The following is a 23,852-nucleotide window of genomic DNA, read 5'->3' as shown; positions in this document are numbered from 1 at the left end:
GTATTCAGAGTGTGCACCTTATTTAGGGTAAATAATAAAAGGGATTGGGTAATTTAAATACCTTTTGAGCGTATCCGCCCTTAAGATCACTGTACTGATCACCTATAGATGCTACGATGGTGTAACCTTTTTTGGTAATCATTTTTCGTGTACTTGACTTGAATGGAATAATCGATTTAGCAGAGTAATCATTGGGACGCAAATACAGGCCTGACCACTTAGAATAACCTGCTTCCTGTAAATTTTTCTCTGTTGCCTTGCGCTCAGTTTCATTTCTTCCCGTAATAAAAAATACGTTGATACCATGATTGCGGGCATCCTGATACAAGGCAAGCATAGGCTTAATTACCGGAGCATTAGCCGCCATTATGTCTTTGTGAAATTGCTTACGATTTCCACCAAAATCACGTTTAATCATATACTTATAATTCGATAAGCTGGTTTCATCAATATCTAAAATCAGAGCCAGTTTTTTAGGTGATTTTTCTTTTTGATTCATTTCGGCTTGTTGATCAATATATTTTTGTGCTTTTTTAATCACTTGTGCGAACTCTTTTAGATAAAGACCTGAATCATAATAATTTTTGAGTTCATTTTTAACAAGACTCAGATTGGGTGGATCTGCAAAAATTGGATTGGAAAAAAGAAACGCAGCACCAAGTATAATTAGGGTGAGTGATTTGTTGAGTAAACGTGTCATTATCTATCCATTTTTGCTAAATGGTAGAATTATATCTTTGTTCATTTGCTTGTCAAATCAATCCAATATTTGCGTCCCTATTTTGATGGGTTTGTGAACCACACGAGATGATTTACATTTAAATAAGCAGGTCAAGCCTAAGCCGTTTGAATTTATCTGTTGTCATCCCATTGGTAGAAATACCATTTAAGATAGTGATTATAGATTTTGCGTCAGCGCAAGTTCCATAGCGATAGGTCTTTCATATTTACATTTTTGAAATACCCTCTTAGTAATTGCTATGATTATCTTTCAAAATTTTATTCTCTATAAATAGAGAAAAGAAAAAGGTCTTAAATTTTATAAATGGAGATAGTAATGTATCTATTAAATAAAACCTCCTAAGTCTGATTAATTCTAAACCCGGATTAGCGTTGGAGAGCAATACTAGAAGAATAAACCAGTAAATGGAATCAATTATAAATTAGCCGTATTTTGATTTTGTGAGCAATGTGTTGTATTATTGAGCAAAATTAAATACAAAGACAACTTATGTATAGTAAATATCCAGCATTTTTCCCAAATAAAAATATAAAATCTTCCTTGGGCGTACAGTTTTTAAATGTTACAAAAACCTCCTCTGAAATCCAATCATTATATAGAGGCGATAATAATCTTTCAGATGTAATTTTTCTTTTGCCTACTTTACTTACAGGAATTTTTTGTCAAAGCTTTCCCGAAGTAGTAGATATTGAGCAAATAAAATTGCACAAATTAACAAACATATCTAATGATTTTCATATGGTAAGTATGTCAGAAGATCTTCAAATTGCATTAGATTGGGGGAATGGATGCTTTATTACAATCGACCCTATTTTATTTTCTAATTATATTGTAGATGTTCATGCAACTTTTCGTGAAAATCTACTAAATTTTCCTGCTCGAATGGAACGAGAAAAAGAGCATACAGCCTTAGTTATACCTTTTTGTAGTATAAAAAAAATAACGATTCGCAATAAAGAATTAGCGAACCCTTTTTATATCAGTATATCTCCCGACAACTCCGAAGCAACAACTGCATTTAATTCTCTCTATTGCCAGCTGATTTCGCTATTAAGAAAAAAATATACCCAAGAAGGAGATGATGAAGAAGAGAAAATAGTATTAAGCGCATATGCTACAGCTTATTTAGAGTTTTATGGTAAATTTAGTGGTAGTGGCAATCCTTTTAATAAAAGTTTTGCAGAACTATTAGATCTCTATCCGGAATTTATGGAAAATTTCTTTCAATCAAATCATATAATATCAAAAATAGGCTTGATGAAAGATTTTGTCCTAAGTTCATCAGGTAACTTATTTAAAACACATCCTTATACTAAAATCATCGATGCTTCCTATATCCATAGAATTAAAGAAAGCACTACTTGTCTTGAAGATGACTGGGCAAAACCAGCTTATGATTAGTAGCTAATAAAATACCAAATGAGTCAAATAAAATAGTTTCATAAAAATTGGTCATGCGATAGCACACTTTGCAGTTCCAACTATTCTAACAAATTTAAAAAAATCGTTACCTAGTAAAACGATATCTGGTCTCAACTGGAAAGAGGTTTTGTACTTATATGGATAGCCTGTTCATCCTCGGTTATAATGCCCCACTTATTTTTGTTTAAATTGCCATCCTTATGCATTTGAAGCAATTGAAATTAGCCGGTTTTAAATCGTTCGTAGACCCCACAGTGGTTCACTTCCCAAGCCAATTGGTTGCCGTTGTGGGCCCTAATGGTTGTGGAAAATCAAATATTATTGATGCGGTACGCTGGGTTATGGGGGAAAGTTCTGCACGAAATTTGCGTGGGGAATCCATGACCGATGTGATTTTTAATGGTTCTTCTAATCGTAAGTCTGTAGGTCAGGCTTCTGTTGAACTAGTATTTGATAATAGTCTTGGACGCTTGACGGGTCCTTTTTCAAGTTATGGCGAAATCGCTGTAAAACGTGTAGTGACTCGAGATGGTGATTCTTCTTATTACCTGAATGGCAGTCGTTGTCGACGTAAAGATATTACTGATATTTTTCTTGGTACCGGTGCGGGAGCTCGTGGTTATTCAATTATTGGACAAGGCACGATTTCCCAGTTAATTGAAGCTAAGCCCGAGGACTTAAGAGTACATCTAGAGGAAGCTGCAGGTGTTTCCAAATATAAAGAACGGCGACGTGAGACCTTACAACGTATTGAGCACACACGCGAAAATCTGACTCGTGTTGCAGACATTCGAGATGAATTAGACAAACAATTGCAACGTCTGGAACGTCAAGCTAAAGCCGCCGAACGTTATCTCATTCTCAAAGACGAAGAACGATTATGTCGTGCAGAAATTTTAGCACTCAAATGGCGAGATTTTATTGTCCAACAAGAAGTAAAGCAGCGCCAAATACAAGAATTGGCAGTGAGTTATGAACAACAGCAAAGTGCATTAGCCAAAGCGAATAAAGAGCGAGCCACTTTAAATGAAACACTTTATGATGTGGATGAGCAAACGCAGCAAATTCAAGCGGGTTTCTATCAGTTAGGGACAGAAATTGCACGTTTGGAAGAAACCATTCAACAGCAAATTCGTGAAAAAAAGCGTTTAGAACACGATCAACAGCAAATGCAGAATGATTGGCAAGTTGCACAAGAACAACTCAAACACGATAAAGAAGAAGTACTTTATTGCCAGGAGAATGCACATAATCTAGAGAATCGACTGGAACAATTAAGGGATCAATTTAAAGAACATGAAGCGAGTTGGCAAAATGCGCAAGAACGACAGGGCGAATGGGAACTTCGTTGGCAAGAAGTCCAGGCTCATGCCAGCAATCTAAAAAGAGAATTCCAAGTTACACAGATTAAAGCCCAACATTTAGAAGAGAAACATCAACACACCCTTTTAAGATTAGAGAAACTTCAAGTAGAGCAAGAAACAATTTCTATAACGGATTTACAACAGATTAGAACAAACTTAGAAGATCAGCACACCAAATTGATTGCTGATCACGAGTTTGATGAATTTCAACTCAAACAAAGCCAAGAGAACACAGAACGGTTACGCGCAAGGTTGGAAGATATAGAGCAACAGCTGCATGAGTTACAAGATGATTTTCATCAAGTGAACAGTGAGCATGCTGCGTTGATGGCGGCACAGCGTGCGGCACGACAAGGTATGCAAAACAATAAAAATCTTATTAAGGAATGGTCAGCAAAACCTAGATTGATGGATATTCTAGACGTTGAAACGAAATGGCAATTTGCTTGCGAACGAGTTCTTAATGAAGCATTACACGCGTATGTTCTAGAAACGTTTGATGAGCTATTGCCGCAGAGAGTGATTTGCGAACAACAAGGAGAAAATATTGTTACTCTGAAAAATAAAACACCTAACCCCAGGCCTTACCCACGTCTTATAGATAAAATGAAAGGGGAAATCCCAGCAAATGCACATCCTTTGGAGCATATCTATACCGCGGAACATTTTGATGAAGCATTGAGTTGGTTATCTGAATTGACAGAATATGAATCTATTATAACGCCTGACGGTTTTTGGTTAGGGCAAGGATGGGTGAAATTTGTTACTCCTGAGACACAGGACGAGTTGGGTTTATTGGCGCGGCAACAAAAAATTACTGAGTTGTCTGTGGTTGTTCAGGAGTTACAACAGAAGATTGACGTCTTCAGAGTAGAACGTGACGAGACGCATCAGCAGCTCCAAAAAAGCTTAAAAGAAATTGAATTACAAAAGCTTAATGTCAATGCCAGTAATGAAGCCCTAAGAACGAACAGCCTCGCTTTGAATACTAATGAACAAGCAATTATTCATGCTGAAAAACAGGCGGCTGCTTTAGCATTTGAATGCGAAGAGTTGAAATGTGTTTTAGAAGAAATAGTAGTAGAACAATGCAATATCAAGGAAGAATTGCATTCTTTAGAGGAGCAATGCAGTGATTCCGAGCAGCGGCAAGAACAGTGTCTGAATGAAAAGCAAGAATGGATGCAAAGTTTGGCATTAAAAAGGGAACATGTGGAGGAGTCTCGAGCGGTATTGCATCATGCCGAGTTGGAATACGATAGAGAAAAAAATAAAATACAGCAACTCAATGAGCGCATTTCCCGAGAGCAAGAGCGTTTAAATATTCTGCAGGATCGTTTGGAAAACCTGGCAATGCTTTGTTTGCAAACCGAAGGCCCCGGCGAGGAACTCAAAGAACAACTTGCCCAGCAATTACTAAAACATAGTGAAGTAGAATCGCAATTAAATTTAAGCAGAGAGCAATTATCACAACTTAGAATGGAGGTTGAAGAGTGTGAGAAGAATATTTTAAACTATGATTTTGAGGTAAAACGGGCACAAGAACAAATAGGCCAAACTCGAATGGAAGAGCAGGCTTTAGTAGTGCGTGCAAGCTCCGTACATGAATCTCTTGATGAGTTAGGCTTGTTACCGCAAGCATTACTTGAACAAATACCTGAGGGTGTGACGCAAGTCATGCGTGAAGATGAATTAATTGATCTTTCTGAAAAAATCAAACGCTTAGGAGCGATTAACCTCGCTGCGATTGAGGAATTTACTGCAGAACAACAACGTAAAATGTATTTGGATGAGCAGTATAATGATTTAAACCAAGCTTTGGCAACTCTTGAAACTGCCATTGAAAAAATGGATAAAGAAACCCGTTCGCGGCTGGAAAATACTTTTGAAGAAGTCAATTCTTCATTCAAGGCACTTTTCCCACGCTTGTTCGGTGGCGGAAGAGCGCAGCTTGAATTGACTTGTGATAATCTGCTGGAAGCTGGTATTGTAGTAATGGCACAACCTCCGGGAAAACGAAACAGTACGATTCATTTGTTATCCGGAGGAGAGAAGGCAATGACTGCAGTGGCATTGGTTTTTGCTATTTTTCAGTTAAATCCTTCACCCTTTTGTATGCTGGATGAAGTAGATGCACCTTTAGATGACGTAAATGTGGGGCGTTTTTGCGCTTTAGTGAAAGAGATGTCACAATTCGTTCAGTTTCTTTTTATTACACATAATAAGGTTACGATGGAATTGGCGGATCATTTGATTGGGGTAACTATGCGTGAACCTGGAGTTTCTCGCTTGGTTGCGGTTGATGTAACACAAGCTTTGGCTATGGAGTAGATGATGCAGGCAAATTGGAGCTTAATTCTTAATGTCCTGTTGTTAATAGGTGTTATCGTAGCAATTGGGCGCTTAATGAAAGCTCGAAGACAGAGCTTAAGTCCAGAACGTTATCAACCTAGTTTGGAAAAAACCGAAAAGGGTTCTGAAAACACACAAAATTATAATGATGACATAATTGCTGTACGCAAAATCAATGCTGCAGCCATGGAGAATGAAATAGACGTGGATGAGGATTTGCAAGTATTTAAAAAACCAAATGCAAAACCTTCACAACCACGCTTGATGCCTCAGGATGATGATGAAGAAGTAACACTAATGAGAGAGCTTGAGCCCAGGCCAGAACCTAAGTTAGAAGTTGAAGCCACAGTAAAAACAGAAAATCCTTTTACTTTGATGATTTTTTTACTCGCAAAAGAAAACAGACAATTTGCAGGATATGAATTATTACAAACCGTTTTGGCAGCTGGCCTGCGTTTTGGACAAGGTCAATTATTTCATCGCCATCAATTTCCTAATGGCCAAGGACCGGTTTTATGTAGCTTGGCGGCAGCAACTGCGACAGGGGTTTTTGATTTGCAAAATATAGGTGCTTTTAGCGTACGTGGCCTTTGTTTATATATGCATTCTTCAAAAAATCCCGGTATTGATATTGAGCGATTTACAGTGATGTTAGAAACAGCAAGACAATTAAGCGAAGGTTTGGATGCTCACTTACTCGATGATCAGCGTCAGTTGCTGACGGAAGAGCGTATTGCTCGTTATCATCGTCTGTTGCAAATTAATCAGTCTCATTTTGAGTCTGCTGCTGTCTAAATCTACAGTGCAGCCTGGATGAATCGTAGCGGCACCCTGGCTTTGAGAGTTTATTTTCTGAAACCCGGGTTACGCTGCGTTTCACGCAAACTGCAATTTATTATTCTAGTTTTTCCCTAAGGAAAAATGGAACTCTCTTTTTCCTACTTGTTTAAAAGGGGATGAAGAGAAGAGGGATTGCTTTTACTGCGATTACCCACTTGAACTCTATGCTCAAGTGTTAGTACACTAGACTTTTGGCCATGTCTTAATACTATGAACCTAAATACTGTTGCTGCATTACTTGCCCAACCATGTCAGATCAATGCTGAACTTACTGGTATTTGTACTGATAGCCGAGTACTAAAACCAGGGAGTTTGTTTATTGCCATACAGGGTGAACGCTTTGATGGGCATGATTTTATTAAGGAAGCGGAAACACGGGGTGCGGTAGCTGCAGTAGTGAATCATGCTGTAGATGGGGTGCACATACCACAATTTGTTGTTCCAGATCCAATACAAGCATTGGCCAAAATAGCAGCTGCGCATCGACAAAATATACATTGCCCCGTCATCGCGTTAACCGGATCCAATGGAAAAACCACAACCAAAGAAATGATTGCTGCTATTTTACCAGCTCCTTCCCATGCGACCAAAGGAAATTTTAATAATCATATTGGTGCGCCATTAAGCATTTTACAATTGAATAGCACCCATCGTTATGCAGTTTTTGAGTTGGGAGCAAATCATCCTGGCGAAATCGCGCATACTGTTGCAGTTGTTCATCCTGATGTGACCTTAATTAATAACATTGCTCCAGCACATGTTGAAGGTTTTGGTTCTATAGATGGTGTTGCTCGTGCCAAAGGAGAAATACATCAAGGCTTATCCCTTGCTGGTATTGCAGTAGTCAATGATGATGATGCTTATGCTCATTTCTGGGATGAGTTGTTAATTGACAAAAAGGTCCTTCGCTTTTCTTTAGATCACGTTGCGGATATTTATGCCCAAGATGTGGTGCTGGATGCTAATGGCTGTGGCCAGTTTTCTTTAATCGTACCTAACGGGCAAGCGGACATCCATTTAAAAGTTCCTGGGTTACATAATGTTCGTAATGCCTTGGCCGCTGCAGCATGTTGTCATGCTGTAGGCATTTCCATAAAAGAAATTCAAAATGGGCTAAATTGCTTTGGCGGGGTAAAAGGACGTTTAACCATTCTTGAAGGAAAAAATAACTCTATTGTGATCGATGATACGTACAATGCAAATTTACGCTCGGTTTTAGCTGCGTTAGAAGTATTGGCAGAGCACCCTGGGAAAAAGATCTTTGTTTTTGGGGATATGGGCGAGTTGGGTATTTGGGCGAGTCAGCACCATCAGGAAGTTGGATTTGCAGCACGTCGCTTGGGAATCGATCAATTACTCAGCTGTGGTTCCAATAGCAAATTGGCTGCCGAGGCATTTGGTGCTGGTGGCGAGCATTTTACTAACCAAGAACAACTGGTGCAAAACCTGGTGGAAAAATTATCACCGAATACTGTTGTTTTAGTAAAAGGATCTCGATCCAGTGCAATGGAAAAAATTGTACATCAACTGATATAGACTGAATGGAGTCCAGTGTGTCTGACCTATACGGTAATCAATAATCGAATTAAGAGCCAAAAGAATTTTTTGTATGATGCTGAATGGTGTATTGATTTATGGTATGCTTGGCCGCTTTTTTGGCCCATTATCCTGTTGGGCATTATTTAAAACAACCCATAAGTTGGGGTAAACAAGAGGAACAATTATGCTCTACTGGCTAACGCAGCTATTTCAAGGGCAATATCATGCGTTAAGAGTTTTTCAATATCTAACTTTCAGATCCATTTTGGCTTCATTGACTGCACTTATAGTAGGGTTGCTATGTGGTCCGGTGATGATTCGCTGGTTGCGAGGTTTACAGATTGGTCAGATGGTACGAGATGATGGTCCCCAAACACATTTATCCAAAGCAGGAACCCCAACTATGGGAGGGGTATTAATCTTGTTAGCAATCACAGTGAGTTGTTTGCTTTGGGGGGATTTACAACAATCCAGTTTATGGCTTGTTCTTTTGGTTACTCTTGCGAATGGGGTAGTGGGCTGGGTTGATGATTACCGTAAACTGGTATTAAAAAACAGTAAAGGATTGCCTGCCCGGTGGAAATATTTTTGGCAATCAGTCATTGCACTTATTGCTGTAATTTATTTATATATGCATGCTACGTTACCTGTCCATACCCAGTTGACTGTTCCTTTTTTTAAATCCCTGACTATAGGTTTAGGGATTTTATTTCCTATCTTAGGTTATTTTGTAATTGTCGGAAGTTCCAATGCAGTGAATTTGACAGATGGATTAGATGGCTTAGCAATTATGCCGATTGTCATGGTTGCTGGTGCCTTAGGAATTTTTGCTTATGCCTCAAGCAACTCGGTGTATGCACCTTATCTGGGTATACCCTATGTTCCTAATACAGGGGAGTTAACCATCTTTTGTTCTTCCATTGTCGGCGCAGGACTTGGCTTTCTTTGGTACAACAGCTATCCTGCACAATTGTTTATGGGTGATGTGGGATCTTTAGCTTTAGGGGCAGCTTTAGGTATAGTCGCTGTAGTTATCAGAGAGGAATTGGTTTTATTAATGATGGGTGGTTTATTCGTTATTGAGACAATTTCAGTTATCTTGCAGGTAGGTTATTTTAAATATACTCATGGTAAACGCTTATTCCGAATGGCGCCTTTACATCACCATTTCGAATTAAAGGGATGGTCAGAACCTAAAATAATTGTCAGATTCTGGATTATTACTGTTGTTTTTGTGTTATGCGGGTTAGCTACTTTAAAACTTCGATAAAAAGGTGCACTCATGAATCCTCCTTTGTATTTAGTTGCAGGTTTGGGTAAAACTGGGGTATCGGTAGCACGATATTTACATGGTAAAAATAAACCTTTTATTGCGTTTGACACCCGCGCACAAGCTCAGAGTGTAACCGAATTTACAAAAGAATTTCCGAATGTCCGTGTTTATACCCAGGACATTCCTGATGAAATAATAGGCCAATTGTCAGATATCATTGCAAGCCCAGGTTTACCTTTGGATACCCCTTTTTTAAAAAAGGCAATGCAAATGGGCATTGCTGTGTATGGGGATATAGAATGTTTGGCCCGAGAGATTCATGCACCAGTGATCGCAATTACAGGAACCAACGGAAAATCAACAGTTACTACCTTAGTGGGAGAAATGGCGAAGGCAGCAGGATATAAAGTTGCTGTGGCTGGAAATATTGGAACACCAGTTCTTGATATGCTTCATGATGCGCATCAGTATGATTTATGGGTTTTGGAGTTATCCAGCTTTCAATTGGATTTAACTTATTCTTTAACTCCGATTGCTGCGACCATTCTCAATGTGACTCCCGACCATTTGGACAGACATCATACTATGGAGGCTTATGCGCAAGCCAAACAACGAATATATGATAAAGCACAAATTGCATTATTTAATCGGGATGATTCTTGTACTGTTCCAACTGGGGCGGTTAATCGTATTTCTTTTGGTATTGACGCCCCGGAAAAAAACAATTGGGGGCTGATCACGCAACACGATAAAATATACTTGGCAAAGGGAAGTGCATACATTTTGCCCGTTGAGTCTGTATTGATAAAAGGTGTCCATAATTGGCTTAATGCTCTTGCTGCTTCCGCTTTAGCGGATGCCGCAGGTATTTCACAACAATATATTATAAGTGTATTGACTTCATTCACGGGTTTACCGCATCGTTGTCAATGGGTGCGAACTCTTGATGGCGTTGATTGGATTAATGATTCTAAAGGGACTAATATTGGTGCAACGATTTCTGCAATTAATGGAATAGGAGGTTCTATGCAAGGAAAGATTGTACTTATTGCAGGTGGGCAAGGAAAGGGGGCTGATTTTAGTGAGCTGGCGCAACCTATAGCTGATTATGTAAGATCCATTGTTTTAATTGGTGAAGATGCCGATAAGATTGAAGCTGCATTAGCTAATGTAGTGCCCATAGCGCGTGCTTCTTCATTGGATAATGCAGTAGTTATAGCCAAGTCACAGGCAAAACCAGGTGATGTTGTTTTATTATCCCCCGCTTGTGCCAGTTTGGATATGTTCCGGGATTTTAATCATCGCGGCGAATCGTTTGCTTCATTAGTGAATGGATTGTAATCAATGCGGCCAAGACATGTGAATCAAAGAGGCAAACCTGTCAGCAGACCTATTTCACTTTATGATAAATGGTTAATTAGTGTGGTCATCGGTTTGCTCATTATCGGACTAATGATGGTGGCTTCAAGTTCGGTCATGATCTCTACCAAATATTTTCATCAACCATTCCATTTTTTAATTCGTCAAGCATGTTATTTATTTGCTGGTTTAATGATTGCTCTTATTGTGATCAGGATGGATAGCAGTATTTGGCAGCGCATCAGCATGCCGATGTTGTTAATTTGTGTGTTGATGTTGCTTATTGTATTAATTCCAGGAATAGGTCGAGCAGTCAATGGAAGTCGACGATGGTTAGCTTTTGGGCCAATAGGTATCCAAGTATCCGAATTAGCCAAGCTCACGATGATTTTTTATCTTTCAGGTTATTTAGTACGTCAACAGGAAGCTGTCAGTAGTAGTATTTTGGGTTTTATTAAGCCAATGGTGATTTTAGGAGTTGTATCCTTTTTATTATTGCTCGAGCCAGATTTTGGGGCTACGGTGGTGATTTCAGGTACTGTTATGGCCATGCTGTTTTTAGCTGGTGTAAAATTACGCTATTATATAGGATTAATGATTGTGGTCATGGGAGCATTGGCATTTTTGGCGGTTTCATCCCCTTATCGGGTTGCCCGCTTGACTGCATTTTTAGATCCTTGGGCTGATCAGTATAATAGTGGATATCAGTTGACTCAATCCTTGATTGCATTTGGTCGGGGAGGGTGGTTTGGGTCAGGTTTGGGAGAAAGTATTCAGAAATTACTCTATTTACCAGAAGCCCATACTGACTTTTTATTTGCTGTATTGGCAGAGGAATTAGGACTGGTAGGTATTTTAATGGTCATGACCCTATACAGTATATTGGTGATTAGAGGTTTGATTATTGCGTATAATGCTTATATGCAAGAGAGGTTATTTGCCTCATATACTGCTTATGGTTTGACATTTTGGTTGGGGTTACAGGCTGCTATAAACATGGGAGTTAACTCGGGTCTATTACCGACAAAAGGGTTAACTTTACCTTTAATGAGTTATGGTGGCGCAAGTATGGTTATTAATTGTGTTGTAATTGCGTTATTATTGCGCATTGATCATGAAAATCGTTGGCAGGCTCTGGGCTTAGGGCCTCTGTCAGCTTAAGGGGGCATTTGTGGGTAATTCAGGACAATTTATATCTTCAAGGATGGGCTGCGTAGAACAAATACATTTTGTTGGAATTGGCGGTGTAGGTATGTGTGGTATTGCTGAAGTATTACACTACCAAGGATACCGTATTACAGGTTCTGATTTAGGCGAAGGCAGTACGGTACAAAGGTTAAAATCCTTAGGAATTCCTGTTTATATGGGGCATAAAGCGGAACATATAAAAGGGGCGGATGTTGTAGTTCGTTCTTCAGCAGTTGGTATGAATAATCCCGAAATTATGGCTGCTCGCGAACAAATGATTCCAGTAATTCCACGAGCAGCGATGCTTGCTGAACTCATGCGCTTTCGTCATGGCATTGCTGTGGCTGGAACCCATGGCAAAACGACAACAACAAGTCTGGTAAGTAGTCTTTTGGCTGAAGGCGGGTTAGATCCAAGTTTTGTGATCGGTGGAAAATTGAATAGCCTGGGTGTTAATGCTCAACTTGGTCAATCTCCGTATTTTGTTGTTGAGGCCGATGAAAGTGATGCGTCATTTCTTTTCTTAAAACCTATGATGGCTATAGTGACGAATATTGATGCAGATCATATGGATAACTATGAGAATGATTTTGATAAATTACGAACAACTTTTCTTGAATTTTTACACCATTTGCCTTTTTACGGGTTGGCAGTGGTATGTATTGATGACCCAGAGGTGCGCAAGATCCTTCCAGCTATTGAACGACCTACATTAACATACGGGTTTGCTGAGGAGGCTCATTACCGGGCAACTAATTGGATCCAAAATGAATTGATTAGTGAATTTACGGTAGTACGTCCTGTTCCATATTCTTCATTAAACATCCAATTTCAATATCCAGGTCGTCACAATGTGTTAAATGCCTTGGCTTCTATTGCGATAGCAACCCAATTAGGTGTGGATGATGCTTCGATTATACGTGCCTTGGTAAAATTTCAGGGAGTAGGTCGTCGTTTTCAAATGTTAGGCGAGAAAAAATTTGAGAATGGTACGGCTCTTATCGTTGATGATTATGGGCATCATCCTCAAGAAATTCTCTCAACCATCGATGCGTTTCGACATGTTTGGCCCAATAAACGACTTGTACACGTCTTCCAACCGCATCGGTATACAAGAACTCAATCCTTGCAAGATCAATTTGTTGATGTGTTAAGCCTTGCCGATGAATTATTCTTGTTTGATATTTACTCTGCAGGGGAACCTGAGATTCCAGGGATAACCAGTGAGAGTCTGGCACAAAAAATTAGAGGTAAAGATAAAAAAGTAACTCTTGTAAATGAACAATCGCTTAAAGCAAAGCTAAATCAGTTGATTAAAGATGGCGATGTGGTTTTGATGCAAGGTGCTGGGAGTATTGGTCAAATTGCTGTGAACTTGATGAAAGAAATGTGAGGGCGACATGAGTCCAACTGAGAATGATTGTGGCCTTGTAGCTGAATTCCAAGGCAATTTGCTTTATAATGAGCCTTTGGCGGAATATACAACCTGGCGTGTAGGGGGGCCTGCTGCCAAGCTATATAAGCCTAAAAATATCGCTGATCTCGCTTTATTTCTACGTAAGCTTCCTGAAACAGAACCTTTATTATGGTTGGGATTGGGATCCAATTCCTTGATTCGCGATGGTGGATTTTCAGGAACAGTGATTCTCACTCAAGGATGCCTGAAAGAAATGGCACTCTTAGACACCCAGACAGTTAAAGTCGAAGCAGGAGTATCTTGTGCGAGCATGGCCCGTTTTTGTGCGCGCAATGATTTGTCTGGTGGCGAGTTTTGGGCAGGAATCCCTGGTACCATGGGAGGGGCATTGCGAATGAATGCTGGTTGTCATGGTGGTGAAACCTGGCAGTTTGTAGTGGAGCTGCAGACCATGACTCGAAGCGGTGAAATAAGAATTCGTAAGCCTGATGAATACGAAGTAGCGTATCGACATGTTTCGGGACCTCCTGATGAGTGGTTTATTTCAGCCACATTTAAATTAAATTCTGGTGATAAAGAAACTTCATTGCAGGTTATAAAAGATTTGTTGGCTCATCGGGCAAATACACAACCAACTAATGAATACAATTGTGGGTCTGTGTTTCGAAATCCTCCAGGGAATTTTGCAGCTCGGCTTATTGAATCTTGTGGATTAAAAGGTTTCAATATCGGAGGTGCAGTGGTTTCTCAAAAGCATGCTAATTTTATTATCAATCATCAAGGCTCAGCAACTGCTGCAGATATTGAAGCATTGATACATTTAGTACAAACTAAAGTTCGTGAGCAGACAACAATTGAGTTGATGCGCGAAGTTCACATAATCGGAGACCGTTAATGTCCAAGCTTCTCAATCTAGTTCTGCTTTATGGTGGAAAATCAGGGGAACATGAAATCTCATTAATTTCAGCTGCTTCTGTTCTTGCACATTTGGATGCGAAACAATATAACATTATCCCTGTAGCAATGGATAAGGATGGATTATTTCATCTTCATCAATATCATGATTTACTCGCTTATAAAGAAAAACTTCCAGTAGTAACAGAACGCTCCAAACCTATGCCAAGCTTATTTATTAATGGACGTTTATCTGTTGATGCTGATGTGGTTTTTCCCATAGTCCATGGCCCCTTATACGAAGATGGATGTTTGCAAGGAATGCTTGAATTATCCGGTGTTGCTTATGTTGGTTGTGATGTACTTTCGTCATCCATTGGAATGGATAAAGATATGGCAAGACGCATCGTCTGCGTCAATGGTTTGAAATCAGCGAACTATAAGCTTTTTTCATGGCATACCCCAGCAACTGAAAGACAACGTTTTTGTCAGGAAGTTGCAGAAGAATTTGGCTGGCCTTTATTTGTTAAACCTTGTGCAATGGGCTCCAGTGTAGGCATTCATAAAGCAAAAAATATGGCTGAATTGCTCGTAGCAGTTGATGATGCATTACGTTATGACGAAGAGATTTTGATTGAATCATTTATTCCTGGACGGGAAATTGAATTGTCAGTATTAGAAAGTGCGGTACCTGCGGGAGAGCCAAGAGTCAGTATTGCGGGTGAAATACGTGTTAATCATCCGGATGGCTTTTATTCTTATTCGGCGAAATACTTAGAGAGCGGACAAACAGATCTAATTATACCCGCTCCTTTAACTCAGACTTTGTATGCGCAATTAAAAAAGGCAGCCGCAGATATTTTTATCCGATTAAAATGTAAGGGTATGGCACGTATTGACTTTTTTGTTAATGACAAAACCGAAACGATTTATTTCAATGAGGTAAATACTTTACCTGGTTTTACTTCGATTAGCATGTATCCAAAACTATGGCAGGCAAGTGGTTTATCTTATCCTGAGTTACTGGACGAGTTGATCCGTATTGCAACGGTACATCAGAATTGCCGGCGACATTTAGTAACCAATTATCTGTGAACACCATGAATAGAAATAGGGATGTTTATTCCGGGAATTTGCGATACATCTGTTGGTTATTGGTACTCAGTTTAAGCGCAATATTTTTAACTTGTCGATTAGGCTATTATTATGTGTCTGATGTGGAACGGTTTCCAGTCACTACAATCAAAATTGCTGCAAATTATGAGCATGTTACACATAAAGAATTGGAAGGTGTATTATCAAAACACTTGAGCAATAGCTTTTTTACTTTATCGGTAAGAGCATTAGAGAGTGAATTAAATGAGCTGAACTGGGTCGACACTGCTTCCGTGGAGCGTGTTTGGCCAGATACATTAAAAATTAGGCTCGTTGAGAAAAAACCAGTTGCGGTTTGGGACAATGCTTTGATGACTGAGGACGGCAGATTATTTAATGAAGGTGCTGTACCAGAGGGTCTAAACTTACCACAATTAAAAGGACCTCTATCTCAACAAGCAGAAGTCTTACAAGTTTACGAAAAATTGAGTAAGATATTATCAATATATGGTTTAAACGCTGCTGGACTGCATCTAAGAGAAAACCAATCTTGGGTATTGCTTTTAGGCAATGGTATAAAAATATATTTAGGAAAGAAAGAGTTAGAAGACCGATTGCTGCGTTTTTGTAAAGCATATCCAGCGGTATTTGCAGAAAAAATTGAGCAATTGTCTAGCGTGGACCTGCGTTATCCACGTGGTATGGCGGTGCAGTGGAAACAACAAACGGAACGATAATGGCAAAAAAAATAGAAAAAGATATTATCACTGGATTGGATATAGGAACTTCAAAAGTAATTGCCTTAATTGGAGAAGTTACCTCGGACGGTGCAATAGAAATTATCGGAATAGGTCGTCATCCTTCTCGTGGTTTAAAACGTGGCGTTGTAGTTGATATAGAGGCTACTGTGAATTCCATTCAACGTGCTGTTCAGGAGGCTGAACTTATGGCAGGTTGTGAGGTAAGAACTGTGTATGCAGGTATTGCTGGTAGTCATATTCGTAGCTTAAATTCACATGGTATCGTTGCCATCCGCGATAAAGAAGTATCGCAGGCTGATGTAGAACGCGTCATTGATGCTGCAAAAGCAGTAGCAATTCCTGCAGATCAAAAAATTCTGCATGTTTTACCTCAGGAATTTATCATCGATCAACAAGGCAGTATCCGTGAACCTATAGGAATGGCAGGAGTGCGGCTTGAGTCGCGTGTACACATTGTCACTGGATCAGTAAGCGCTGCGCAAAATATAGTTAAATGTGTGCGTCGTTGCGGTCTAGAGGTAAATGACATCATTCTTGAACAACTAGCTTCAAGCCATGCTGTTTTGACCGATGATGAAAAAGATCTGGGTGTTTGCCTGATTGATATTGGGGGTGGTACCACAGATATTGCGATATTTTGTGAAGGTGCAATTCAGCATACAGCCGTAATTCCTATTGCAGGAGATCAAGTGACCAATGATATCGCTATGGCTTTACGCACACCTACAAAAGCGGCAGAATCCATTAAACTGAATCACGCGGTTGCATTAACCGAATTAGCCAATTCAGATCAGATGTTGGAAGTGACCAGCGTCAATGATAGGCCAGGAAGAAAAATATCAGCTAAAGCTTTATCTGATGTTGTTGCAGCGCGATATGAAGAGCTATTTACTTTAGTACGAAATGAATTAAGACGTAGTGGTTTTGAAGATAGGATGGCTGCAGGCATTGTTCTAACGGGCGGTGCTGCCAATGTGAGAGGAGGCATTGAACTTGCAGAACTCTGTTTTGAAATGCCGGTAAGAAAAGGTTGTGCTCATCATGTTTCTGGGTTGGCTGAAGCAACTGAAAATCCTTCTTTTGCTACAGGCGTAGGATTGTTGTTGCAAGGTTATCAGCAGCAGTATGAATCAAACTACACTGTACCCAAAATGAATGATAATACCCAGAGTTTGTGGGCACGTATGAAAGAATGGTTCCAAGGTAATTTTTAGGTTTCAAAAAACATTTAAAAAATGAAAACTGGTAATCGATTCGACCAAAAGTTTACTGCCGGTTTTTTGTTAAAAGATTAAACATATGAGGGGAGCAGGGTTATGTTTGAATTAATGGAAGGCCAACACCATAGTAATAATAACGCAGTCATTAAGGTAGTTGGTGTTGGCGGTGGAGGTGGTAATGCCGTCGAGCATATGGTTGCAGAAAATATTGATGGAGTTGAATTTATCTGCGCTAATACTGATGCGCAGGCATTAAGGGGCTCAAATGCGAAAATACACATTCAACTGGGTGATGAGCTCACTAAAGGCTTAGGTGCTGGTGCAAATCCACAAATAGGTCGTGAAGCAGCAGAAGAAGACAGGGACCATATTCGTGAAATCTTAAGTGGTGCAGATATGGTGTTCATTACTGCAGGAATGGGGGGAGGCACTGGAACTGGTGCTGCGCCTGTCTTTGCGGAAATCGCCAAAGAATTAGGCATACTAACCGTAGCTGTTGTCACCAAGCCATTCTCATTTGAGGGCAAGCAGCGAGCCTTAGCAGCTGACGAAGGAATTCGTCGTTTAGCAGAACATGTTGATTCATTGATCACAATTCCTAACAATAAATTACTCAGCGTTTTAGGAAAAAACATTAGTCTTCTTAATGCATTCAAGGCAGCGAACAATGTGTTACTTGGTGCAGTTAAAGGCATCTCAGATTTAATTACTCGCCCAGGTTTGATCAACGTAGATTTTGCAGATGTACGTACCGTAATGTCAGAAATGGGAATGGCTATGATGGGTACAGGCAGCGCTGTAGGCGAACAAAGAGCACGTCAAGCTGCTGAAGCTGCTATTGCGTCTCCTTTATTGGAGGATGTGAATTTTTCAGGTGCCCGTGGAATCCTGGTCAATATTACCGCTGGCCTTGATATGTCAATTGGTGAGTTTGAGGAAGTAGGCGATGTAGTCAAAGAATTTATTTCTGATGATGCAACTGTAGTAGTAGGAACAGTCATTGATCCAGAAATGACAGATGAAATGCGTGTAACCGTTATTGTGACAGGTCTGGGTGATGGACGACAACGTCATCAGCAGGCACAACCACAACACGCACATCGTGCACGTTTGATTGAAACAACGCGTAGTGATGGTTCTTTGGATTATCAGCAGTTAGATAGACCAGCCCTTGTTCGCAAACAAGCCCAAGCAAATATGTCCTCTTCTATAAAGCAAAATAGTGAGAGTATTCCTGATGTGGATTATCTTGATATTCCTGCGTTTTTACGACGACAAGAAGAGGTATAAATATTCTGATCCTTCCTCTTCATAGTGCAGAGGAAGGGAAATTTAAGTCTTTGATACAAAAATAATTAGACTAAATATTAAAATATTGATACGATCACGAAGTTTTGCGTGCAAAGTAAAACTAAAATGATGAGGAACAAGGTGAGCACTGAATGACAAAACAAAGAACTCCTAAAAAGGTGATCCAGGCAACTGGTGTTGGATTGCATTCCGGTGAAAAAGTGCTTTTAACCTTGAGACCTGCTCCTGTGAATACAGGCATAGTTTTTAGAAGGGTAGATCTTTCACCTGTTGTAGAAATACCTGCGTCATATGAGAATGTGGGTGACACTATGCTTTGTACCACGCTACATCATGGGCCTGTTAAAATCGCAACCGTGGAACATTTGCTCTCTGCTTTAGCAGGGCTGGGTATTGATAATGCTTACATTGATGTGAATGCCCCAGAGTTGCCAATTATGGATGGTAGCGCGGCTCCTTTTGTTTTCCTGATTCAATCAGCAGGTATACGCGAGCAAAATGCATCTAAAAAGTACATACGTATTCTTAAGCCTATTCGTGTAGAAGATAATGGGAAATTTGTTCAATTTTATCCTTATAATGGGTATAAAATTACCTTCACTATTGATTTTGACCACCCGGCTTTTAATAATAAACCACAAACAGTAAGTTTTGACTTTTCTACAACTTCTTATGTCAAAGAAGTTTGCCGAGCACGTACATTTGGATTTCTCTCCGATTATGAAAAATTAAGGGAATGCGATTTGGCAAAAGGCGGTAGTTTGGATAACGCCATAGTTGTTGATAACTACCGTGTTCTCAACGATGATGGACTTCGTTTTGAATCAGAATTTGTTTCTCATAAAGTATTGGATGCAATTGGTGATCTGTATCTGTTAGGTTCTAGTTTGATTGGCGCATTCGAAGGTTATAAGTCAGGACATGAACTGAATAACAGATTATTACGGGAATTAATGGCAAGACAAGACGCTTGGGAATATACTTATTTTGATACAGAAGAATATCTCCCTGCAATGCACACTGAATTTTATCCTGTCGAAGCGTAGGAAAATGTAGCCCTGGGAGTAACCTGTCTCTTGGTCACATGGCTTTTGCTAAATTGTGCACAAGTGTAAGGTGAAGGTGAATTCATAACCCGGGAAAACTGGATTTCAGAGATATTTACTGGTTATGGTTTTGCCTCCACCTGTCTAGGTTTATTTAAATTTCTTGGTGAATTAACAATAAATAATTGGCAAGGGAGAGTTGTAGTATGAAACTTAATGGTAGCCTTTTTGTTTTGGCTTTGTTATGCAGCTCCTCAATATATTCTGCAAACACTGAACCACAAAAAATAACGGAACAAGCACTTCATTTGAATTGGTTGGATACCAATATTCCACCGAGTAAGAATTTTTATTCTTACGCTGTCGGTAATTGGCAAAAAAACAACCCAATTCCTCCTGATTATTCAAGCTGGGGAAGCTTTAATCTTATCAATGAAAAAGTCCAAAATATTATTCATCAGATGTTAATCAATGCATCAAAAAATACCAAAGCAAAACCAGGTAGCATAGAACAAAAAGTAGGTGACTTTTATTACAGCGGTATGGATGAAACCAGCATCAACCAACTGGGCATTAAACCATTACAGCCTGAATTTGATCGTATTAAAGATTTAAAAAATTTGACGGATTTACAAAGTGAAATAGCACATTTGCATCAAATAGGCGTAGGTGTTTTCTTTAATTTTGGTAGCATGCAAGATTTTAAAAATAGTGAAGAGATGATCGCTGCTGTCATGCAGGGTGGGTTAGGTTTGCCCGATCGCGATTATTATCTAAAAGATGATGCTAAATTTAAACAAATTCGCGAGGCTTATACCAATCATATCGCTAAAATGTTTGAGTTATTAGGGGATTCTCCTGATAAAGCAGCAGCTGAAGCCAATACTGTAATGAAATTAGAAACACAAATGGCTAGGGTTTCCATGTCTCAAGTAGAGCAACGTGATCCTCATGCGATATATCATATTATGGATAGAGCCCAACTCGCCGAAGTAACTCCCAATTTTTCTTGGCCGGCATATTTTTCGGCAATGGGACAAGCTCAAATAAAGAGTATGAATTTAGCAATGCCTGAGTTTTTTAAGGATATGGACAAGCAATTAAAAACGGTTTCTTTAGAAGATTGGAAAACTTACTTGCGTTGGCATTTAATTGATGCTTTTGCTTCGTACTTATCTAAACCTTTTGTCGATCAAAATTTTAAGATGGTAGCTGTTTTGACTGGTGCTGAGAAAATATTACCTCGATGGAAACGGGTTGTCGGCACAGAAAATGGGGCGTTAGGTTTTGCCATAGGAAAAATGTATGTGGAACGCTATTTCTCTCCAGAAGATAAAAAACAGGCTTTGGATATACTCAAAAATATTCGCGCAGTCTTGCGTGAAGACATCAATACTTTATCATGGATGACCCCTGCTACTCGTAAAGCTGCATTGAAAAAACTTGATATGATGGAAGAGCGAGTTGGTTATCCTTCTAAGTGGTGGGATTATTCCAAATTGGTTGTTAATCGAGGACCCTACGTATTAAATGTAATTCGAGCCAATGAATTTTTAACCCAACGTGATCTTAATAAAATTGGTAAACCCATAGATAGAACTGAATGGGTTATGACACCACAAACGATTAACGCATATTATGATCCATCAATGAATAATTTAAATATTCCAGCGGGCATTCTCCAACCACCATTTTTTGATCCTAATGCACCTGCTGCTTTAAATTATGGAGCAATTGGTTTTGTAATGGGACATGAAATGACTCATGGATTTGATGATCAAGGTGCACAATTTGATGGTCATGGTAATTTAAAAAATTGGTGGACACCAAGTGATTTAGAAAAATTCAAGGCGGCAACACAATGTATCGTGAATCAATTTTCACAATATGATGTAGATGAAGGTTTGCGCGTACAAGGAAAATTGGTTGTAGGAGAAGCTACTGCTGATTTGGGAGGTATCACTCTTGCCTATAGAGCCTTCCAACGTTCTGATGCATATAAAAATGCCCCTACAATTGAGGGTTTTACACCAGAGCAGCAATTTTTTATAGCAACAGCTCATGTCTGGGCAATGAACATTCGACCCCAACAACTGCGTAATCAGGTAACTACTGATCCGCATCCTCCAGCCCAATATCGAGTGAATGGGAGTTTGGCTAATATTCCACAATTTCAGGAAGCCTTCCACATTCCGAATGACAGTCCTATGGTAAATAAAAATCGTTGTGTGATTTGGTAATTAAGTGCTCAATCCTGAATATTCAGGATTGAGCTTGAACAATGTGCATTGAAGTGAAAAATAAAAGAATTAAATTGCTTCCATTATGGACATTGGTTAGACTGTCTGCACCGTTTATTTATAATCACAGGCGTGGAGATAATAATGACGAAAGAAGAAATGATCTGCCGTATTGTACGTTATGTAATACAAAGACCAAGTAATAAAAAAGCATGTTGCGGATGATTAATTTATCCGCTCTGCTTGATTATCAAAATAATGCAGTACTAAACCATTTTCGCCATTTTCATCCTGAGTTTTCTGAGCAAGAAAGTCAGGTCTTATTTGCAGATTTATTGTCCTGGATGTGGCTCAATGCACAAAGGGCAAAACAGGGTAAAAAAACCTATCTTTTTGGTCCATTACTCATTCTTGATGAACTATGGCATTCCTTTATTCTCCATACACGAGATTATCTCGATTTTTCAATACGCTATTTTGATACTTATTTTCATCATGATGTTGAACCTATTGGTCAAGAACATGTGCTGGAAGAGGAAGAGTTGAATGATTACTTGCACGATTGTTTTACTTATCTTGGCTCAGAATGGGTAACACGTCGTTTTGCCATAGTGTTCAATTGAGAATGATTCAGAAATTTATTCTAGGTATATCTGTAATTTGTACTGCTAATCATCACCATCAGCCAAATGCAATAATGCTTTTTGTAATGGTTCATACGTACAACTTTGACTTTCACTAATTATGATCGCTTTAGCTTTTTCTGACAATTCATGTTTTTGAGACTGTCGCGATTTTTCATATTGAATTTGGGCTTCAATGACACTCACTTTAATTGAAGAAAGCTGATACATACCAGCTTCTTTACGTAATTTATCGCGTAGTTCAGGAATCGCATAACGTAGTTGCGATGCCCAAGCGGCATCAGTAGTTGTTAATAACAAACAACCCTTATTAAAACTTCCTACCTGACATTCATTTGCTAAGGCTTCAGGTAGAATAAGCTTGATTTTATTTGTAAGCTCTTCCAATTGAACAGAGCGTTGGCAGAGGTCTGCAAGTTGTTTATTAAGGCAGTGACTGATTGAGCGCATTTTTCGATTCTAAAAAAATTAAGAGGGTTAGTATATACTTCATACAAAGTATAGAATAGCAAATTCAAGCTAAATGCAATATTATAATTTTTTAGTAAATAATTCAGGATTATAGGTGAATCCATGTTTGAGAAGCCCTACGACAGTAATGTTATTTTTTTTACGCGAATGCATTGGATAATATTTCTTTGGCCAGCTCTTGCCTTATGCGGTGCTTTGGCAATTGTCTTTTATGTAGAAATGGATATTTTACAAAAAATTGGGTACGGTTTGGCGGCTTTAGCTTTGCTATGGATTGGCATGACGTGGATGACCTATTATTTTTCTTCGGTTACGATCAAGAAAAATCATGTTATTATCCGCACCGGGGTTGTTGTAAGACAAACGATTGATATTCCATTAAGCAAGATTGAAGCAATTGATATCCGCCAATCGATCTTAGGCAGTATGTTGAGCTATGGGATGATATGCATTACAGGAACTGGTGGCACACGTCGCATTATTAATTTTTTGCATCACCCGCTGACGTGCAGGCGCTACATCGAGCAATTGTTGGGTGAGCTGCGAGGTGATTAGTTTTTTTATACCTCTGTGCGATGAAGCACAGAAAAATTAAAGATTCAAATAATGTATGCAGCCTGCAAGCAGTGTTTGTCTCTTGATCCACATCTTTCCTACGCCCCGCGGCTCGAGTA

19 protein-coding genes are annotated in these 23,852 nt (G+C 39.3%); 17 read left to right on the top strand and 2 right to left on the bottom strand.

Going from position 1 to position 23,852, the window contains the following annotated elements:
* Nucleotides 1-22 precede the first annotated feature (22 nt).
* On the bottom strand, nt 23-700 hold the full coding sequence (locus tag LXO92_RS16235) for an HAD family acid phosphatase (protein ID WP_182350577.1): 678 nt from the start codon (nt 698-700) through the stop codon (nt 23-25).
* 531 nt (nt 701-1,231) lie between these two features.
* On the opposite strand from LXO92_RS16235, the gene lart1 reads away from it, so the two are divergent.
* From lart1 to LXO92_RS16155, 16 genes are all read left to right on the top strand, one after another.
* Complete coding sequence (gene lart1, locus LXO92_RS16230; protein WP_182350576.1) at nt 1,232-2,143, top strand: NAD(+)--arginine ADP-ribosyltransferase Lart1; 912 nt, start codon at nt 1,232-1,234, stop codon at nt 2,141-2,143.
* Between the two features lie 221 nt (nt 2,144-2,364).
* The gene (gene smc / locus LXO92_RS16225; protein WP_232891316.1) at nt 2,365-5,859 is read left to right on the top strand and encodes a chromosome segregation protein SMC; all 3,495 of its coding nucleotides are present in this window, start codon (nt 2,365-2,367) and stop codon (nt 5,857-5,859) included.
* Nucleotides 5,860-5,862: 3 nt separating this feature from the next.
* Nucleotides 5,863-6,675: a cell division protein ZipA C-terminal FtsZ-binding domain-containing protein gene (locus LXO92_RS16220; RefSeq protein ID WP_182352877.1), complete on the top strand. Its 813-nt coding sequence runs from the start codon at nt 5,863-5,865 to the stop codon at nt 6,673-6,675.
* A gap of 255 nt (nt 6,676-6,930) precedes the next feature.
* Nucleotides 6,931-8,256: a UDP-N-acetylmuramoyl-tripeptide--D-alanyl-D-alanine ligase gene (locus tag LXO92_RS16215; protein WP_232891315.1), complete on the top strand. Its 1,326-nt coding sequence runs from the start codon at nt 6,931-6,933 to the stop codon at nt 8,254-8,256.
* 187 nt (nt 8,257-8,443) lie between these two features.
* Complete coding sequence (gene mraY, locus LXO92_RS16210; protein WP_182350573.1) at nt 8,444-9,529, top strand: phospho-N-acetylmuramoyl-pentapeptide-transferase; 1,086 nt, start codon at nt 8,444-8,446, stop codon at nt 9,527-9,529.
* Between the two features lie 12 nt (nt 9,530-9,541).
* Nucleotides 9,542-10,873, top strand: coding sequence for a UDP-N-acetylmuramoyl-L-alanine--D-glutamate ligase (gene murD, locus LXO92_RS16205; RefSeq protein WP_182350572.1), 1,332 nt, complete (start codon nt 9,542-9,544; stop codon nt 10,871-10,873).
* 3 nt (nt 10,874-10,876) lie between these two features.
* Complete coding sequence (gene ftsW, locus LXO92_RS16200; RefSeq protein WP_182350571.1) at nt 10,877-12,052, top strand: putative lipid II flippase FtsW; 1,176 nt, start codon at nt 10,877-10,879, stop codon at nt 12,050-12,052.
* A gap of 10 nt (nt 12,053-12,062) precedes the next feature.
* Complete coding sequence (gene murC, locus LXO92_RS16195; protein ID WP_182350570.1) at nt 12,063-13,472, top strand: UDP-N-acetylmuramate--L-alanine ligase; 1,410 nt, start codon at nt 12,063-12,065, stop codon at nt 13,470-13,472.
* Nucleotides 13,473-13,479: 7 nt separating this feature from the next.
* Nucleotides 13,480-14,391 (top strand): UDP-N-acetylmuramate dehydrogenase, encoded by a 912-nt coding sequence (gene murB, locus LXO92_RS16190; RefSeq protein ID WP_182350569.1) that lies wholly within the window; start codon nt 13,480-13,482, stop codon nt 14,389-14,391.
* On the top strand, nt 14,391-15,485 hold the full coding sequence (locus LXO92_RS16185; protein WP_182350568.1) for a D-alanine--D-alanine ligase family protein: 1,095 nt from the start codon (nt 14,391-14,393) through the stop codon (nt 15,483-15,485). The genes murB and LXO92_RS16185 overlap by 1 nt, the downstream gene beginning before the upstream one ends.
* A 5-nt stretch (nt 15,486-15,490) precedes the next feature.
* The gene (locus LXO92_RS16180; protein WP_182350567.1) at nt 15,491-16,222 is read left to right on the top strand and encodes a cell division protein FtsQ/DivIB; all 732 of its coding nucleotides are present in this window, start codon (nt 15,491-15,493) and stop codon (nt 16,220-16,222) included.
* Nucleotides 16,222-17,460: a cell division protein FtsA gene (gene ftsA, locus LXO92_RS16175; RefSeq protein ID WP_182350566.1), complete on the top strand. Its 1,239-nt coding sequence runs from the start codon at nt 16,222-16,224 to the stop codon at nt 17,458-17,460. Before LXO92_RS16180 ends, ftsA begins: the two co-directional genes overlap by 1 nt.
* A gap of 102 nt (nt 17,461-17,562) precedes the next feature.
* Nucleotides 17,563-18,756, top strand: a complete 1,194-nt coding sequence (ftsZ, locus tag LXO92_RS16170; RefSeq protein WP_182350565.1) for a cell division protein FtsZ — start codon at nt 17,563-17,565, stop codon at nt 18,754-18,756.
* Between the two features lie 152 nt (nt 18,757-18,908).
* Nucleotides 18,909-19,823, top strand: coding sequence for a UDP-3-O-acyl-N-acetylglucosamine deacetylase (lpxC, locus tag LXO92_RS16165; protein WP_182350564.1), 915 nt, complete (start codon nt 18,909-18,911; stop codon nt 19,821-19,823).
* Between the two features lie 206 nt (nt 19,824-20,029).
* Complete coding sequence (locus LXO92_RS16160) at nt 20,030-22,063, top strand: M13 family metallopeptidase (protein WP_182350563.1); 2,034 nt, start codon at nt 20,030-20,032, stop codon at nt 22,061-22,063.
* Nucleotides 22,064-22,284: 221 nt separating this feature from the next.
* Nucleotides 22,285-22,686 (top strand): glycine-rich domain-containing protein, encoded by a 402-nt coding sequence (locus tag LXO92_RS16155; RefSeq protein WP_182350562.1) that lies wholly within the window; start codon nt 22,285-22,287, stop codon nt 22,684-22,686.
* A 45-nt stretch (nt 22,687-22,731) separates the two neighbouring features.
* Here LXO92_RS16155 and LXO92_RS16150 read toward each other — a convergent pair whose 3' ends face one another.
* A complete protein-coding gene (locus LXO92_RS16150; protein WP_182350561.1) occupies nt 22,732-23,157 on the bottom strand; it encodes a DciA family protein in 426 nt (141 codons plus the stop codon).
* Nucleotides 23,158-23,280: 123 nt separating this feature from the next.
* Here LXO92_RS16150 and LXO92_RS16145 point away from each other — a divergent pair, with 123 nt between their 5' ends.
* On the top strand, nt 23,281-23,733 hold the full coding sequence (locus tag LXO92_RS16145; RefSeq protein WP_182350560.1) for a PH domain-containing protein: 453 nt from the start codon (nt 23,281-23,283) through the stop codon (nt 23,731-23,733).
* The last annotated feature ends 119 nt before the right edge of the window (nt 23,734-23,852 follow it).

The sequence above is a fragment of the Legionella resiliens genome (assembly GCF_021344005.1).
In the GTDB taxonomy this organism is placed as follows: Bacteria; Pseudomonadota; Gammaproteobacteria; order Legionellales; family Legionellaceae; genus Legionella; species Legionella resiliens.
Note: the sequence above shows the minus strand (reverse complement) of the source record. Positions and strands in the feature narration are given on the sequence as shown.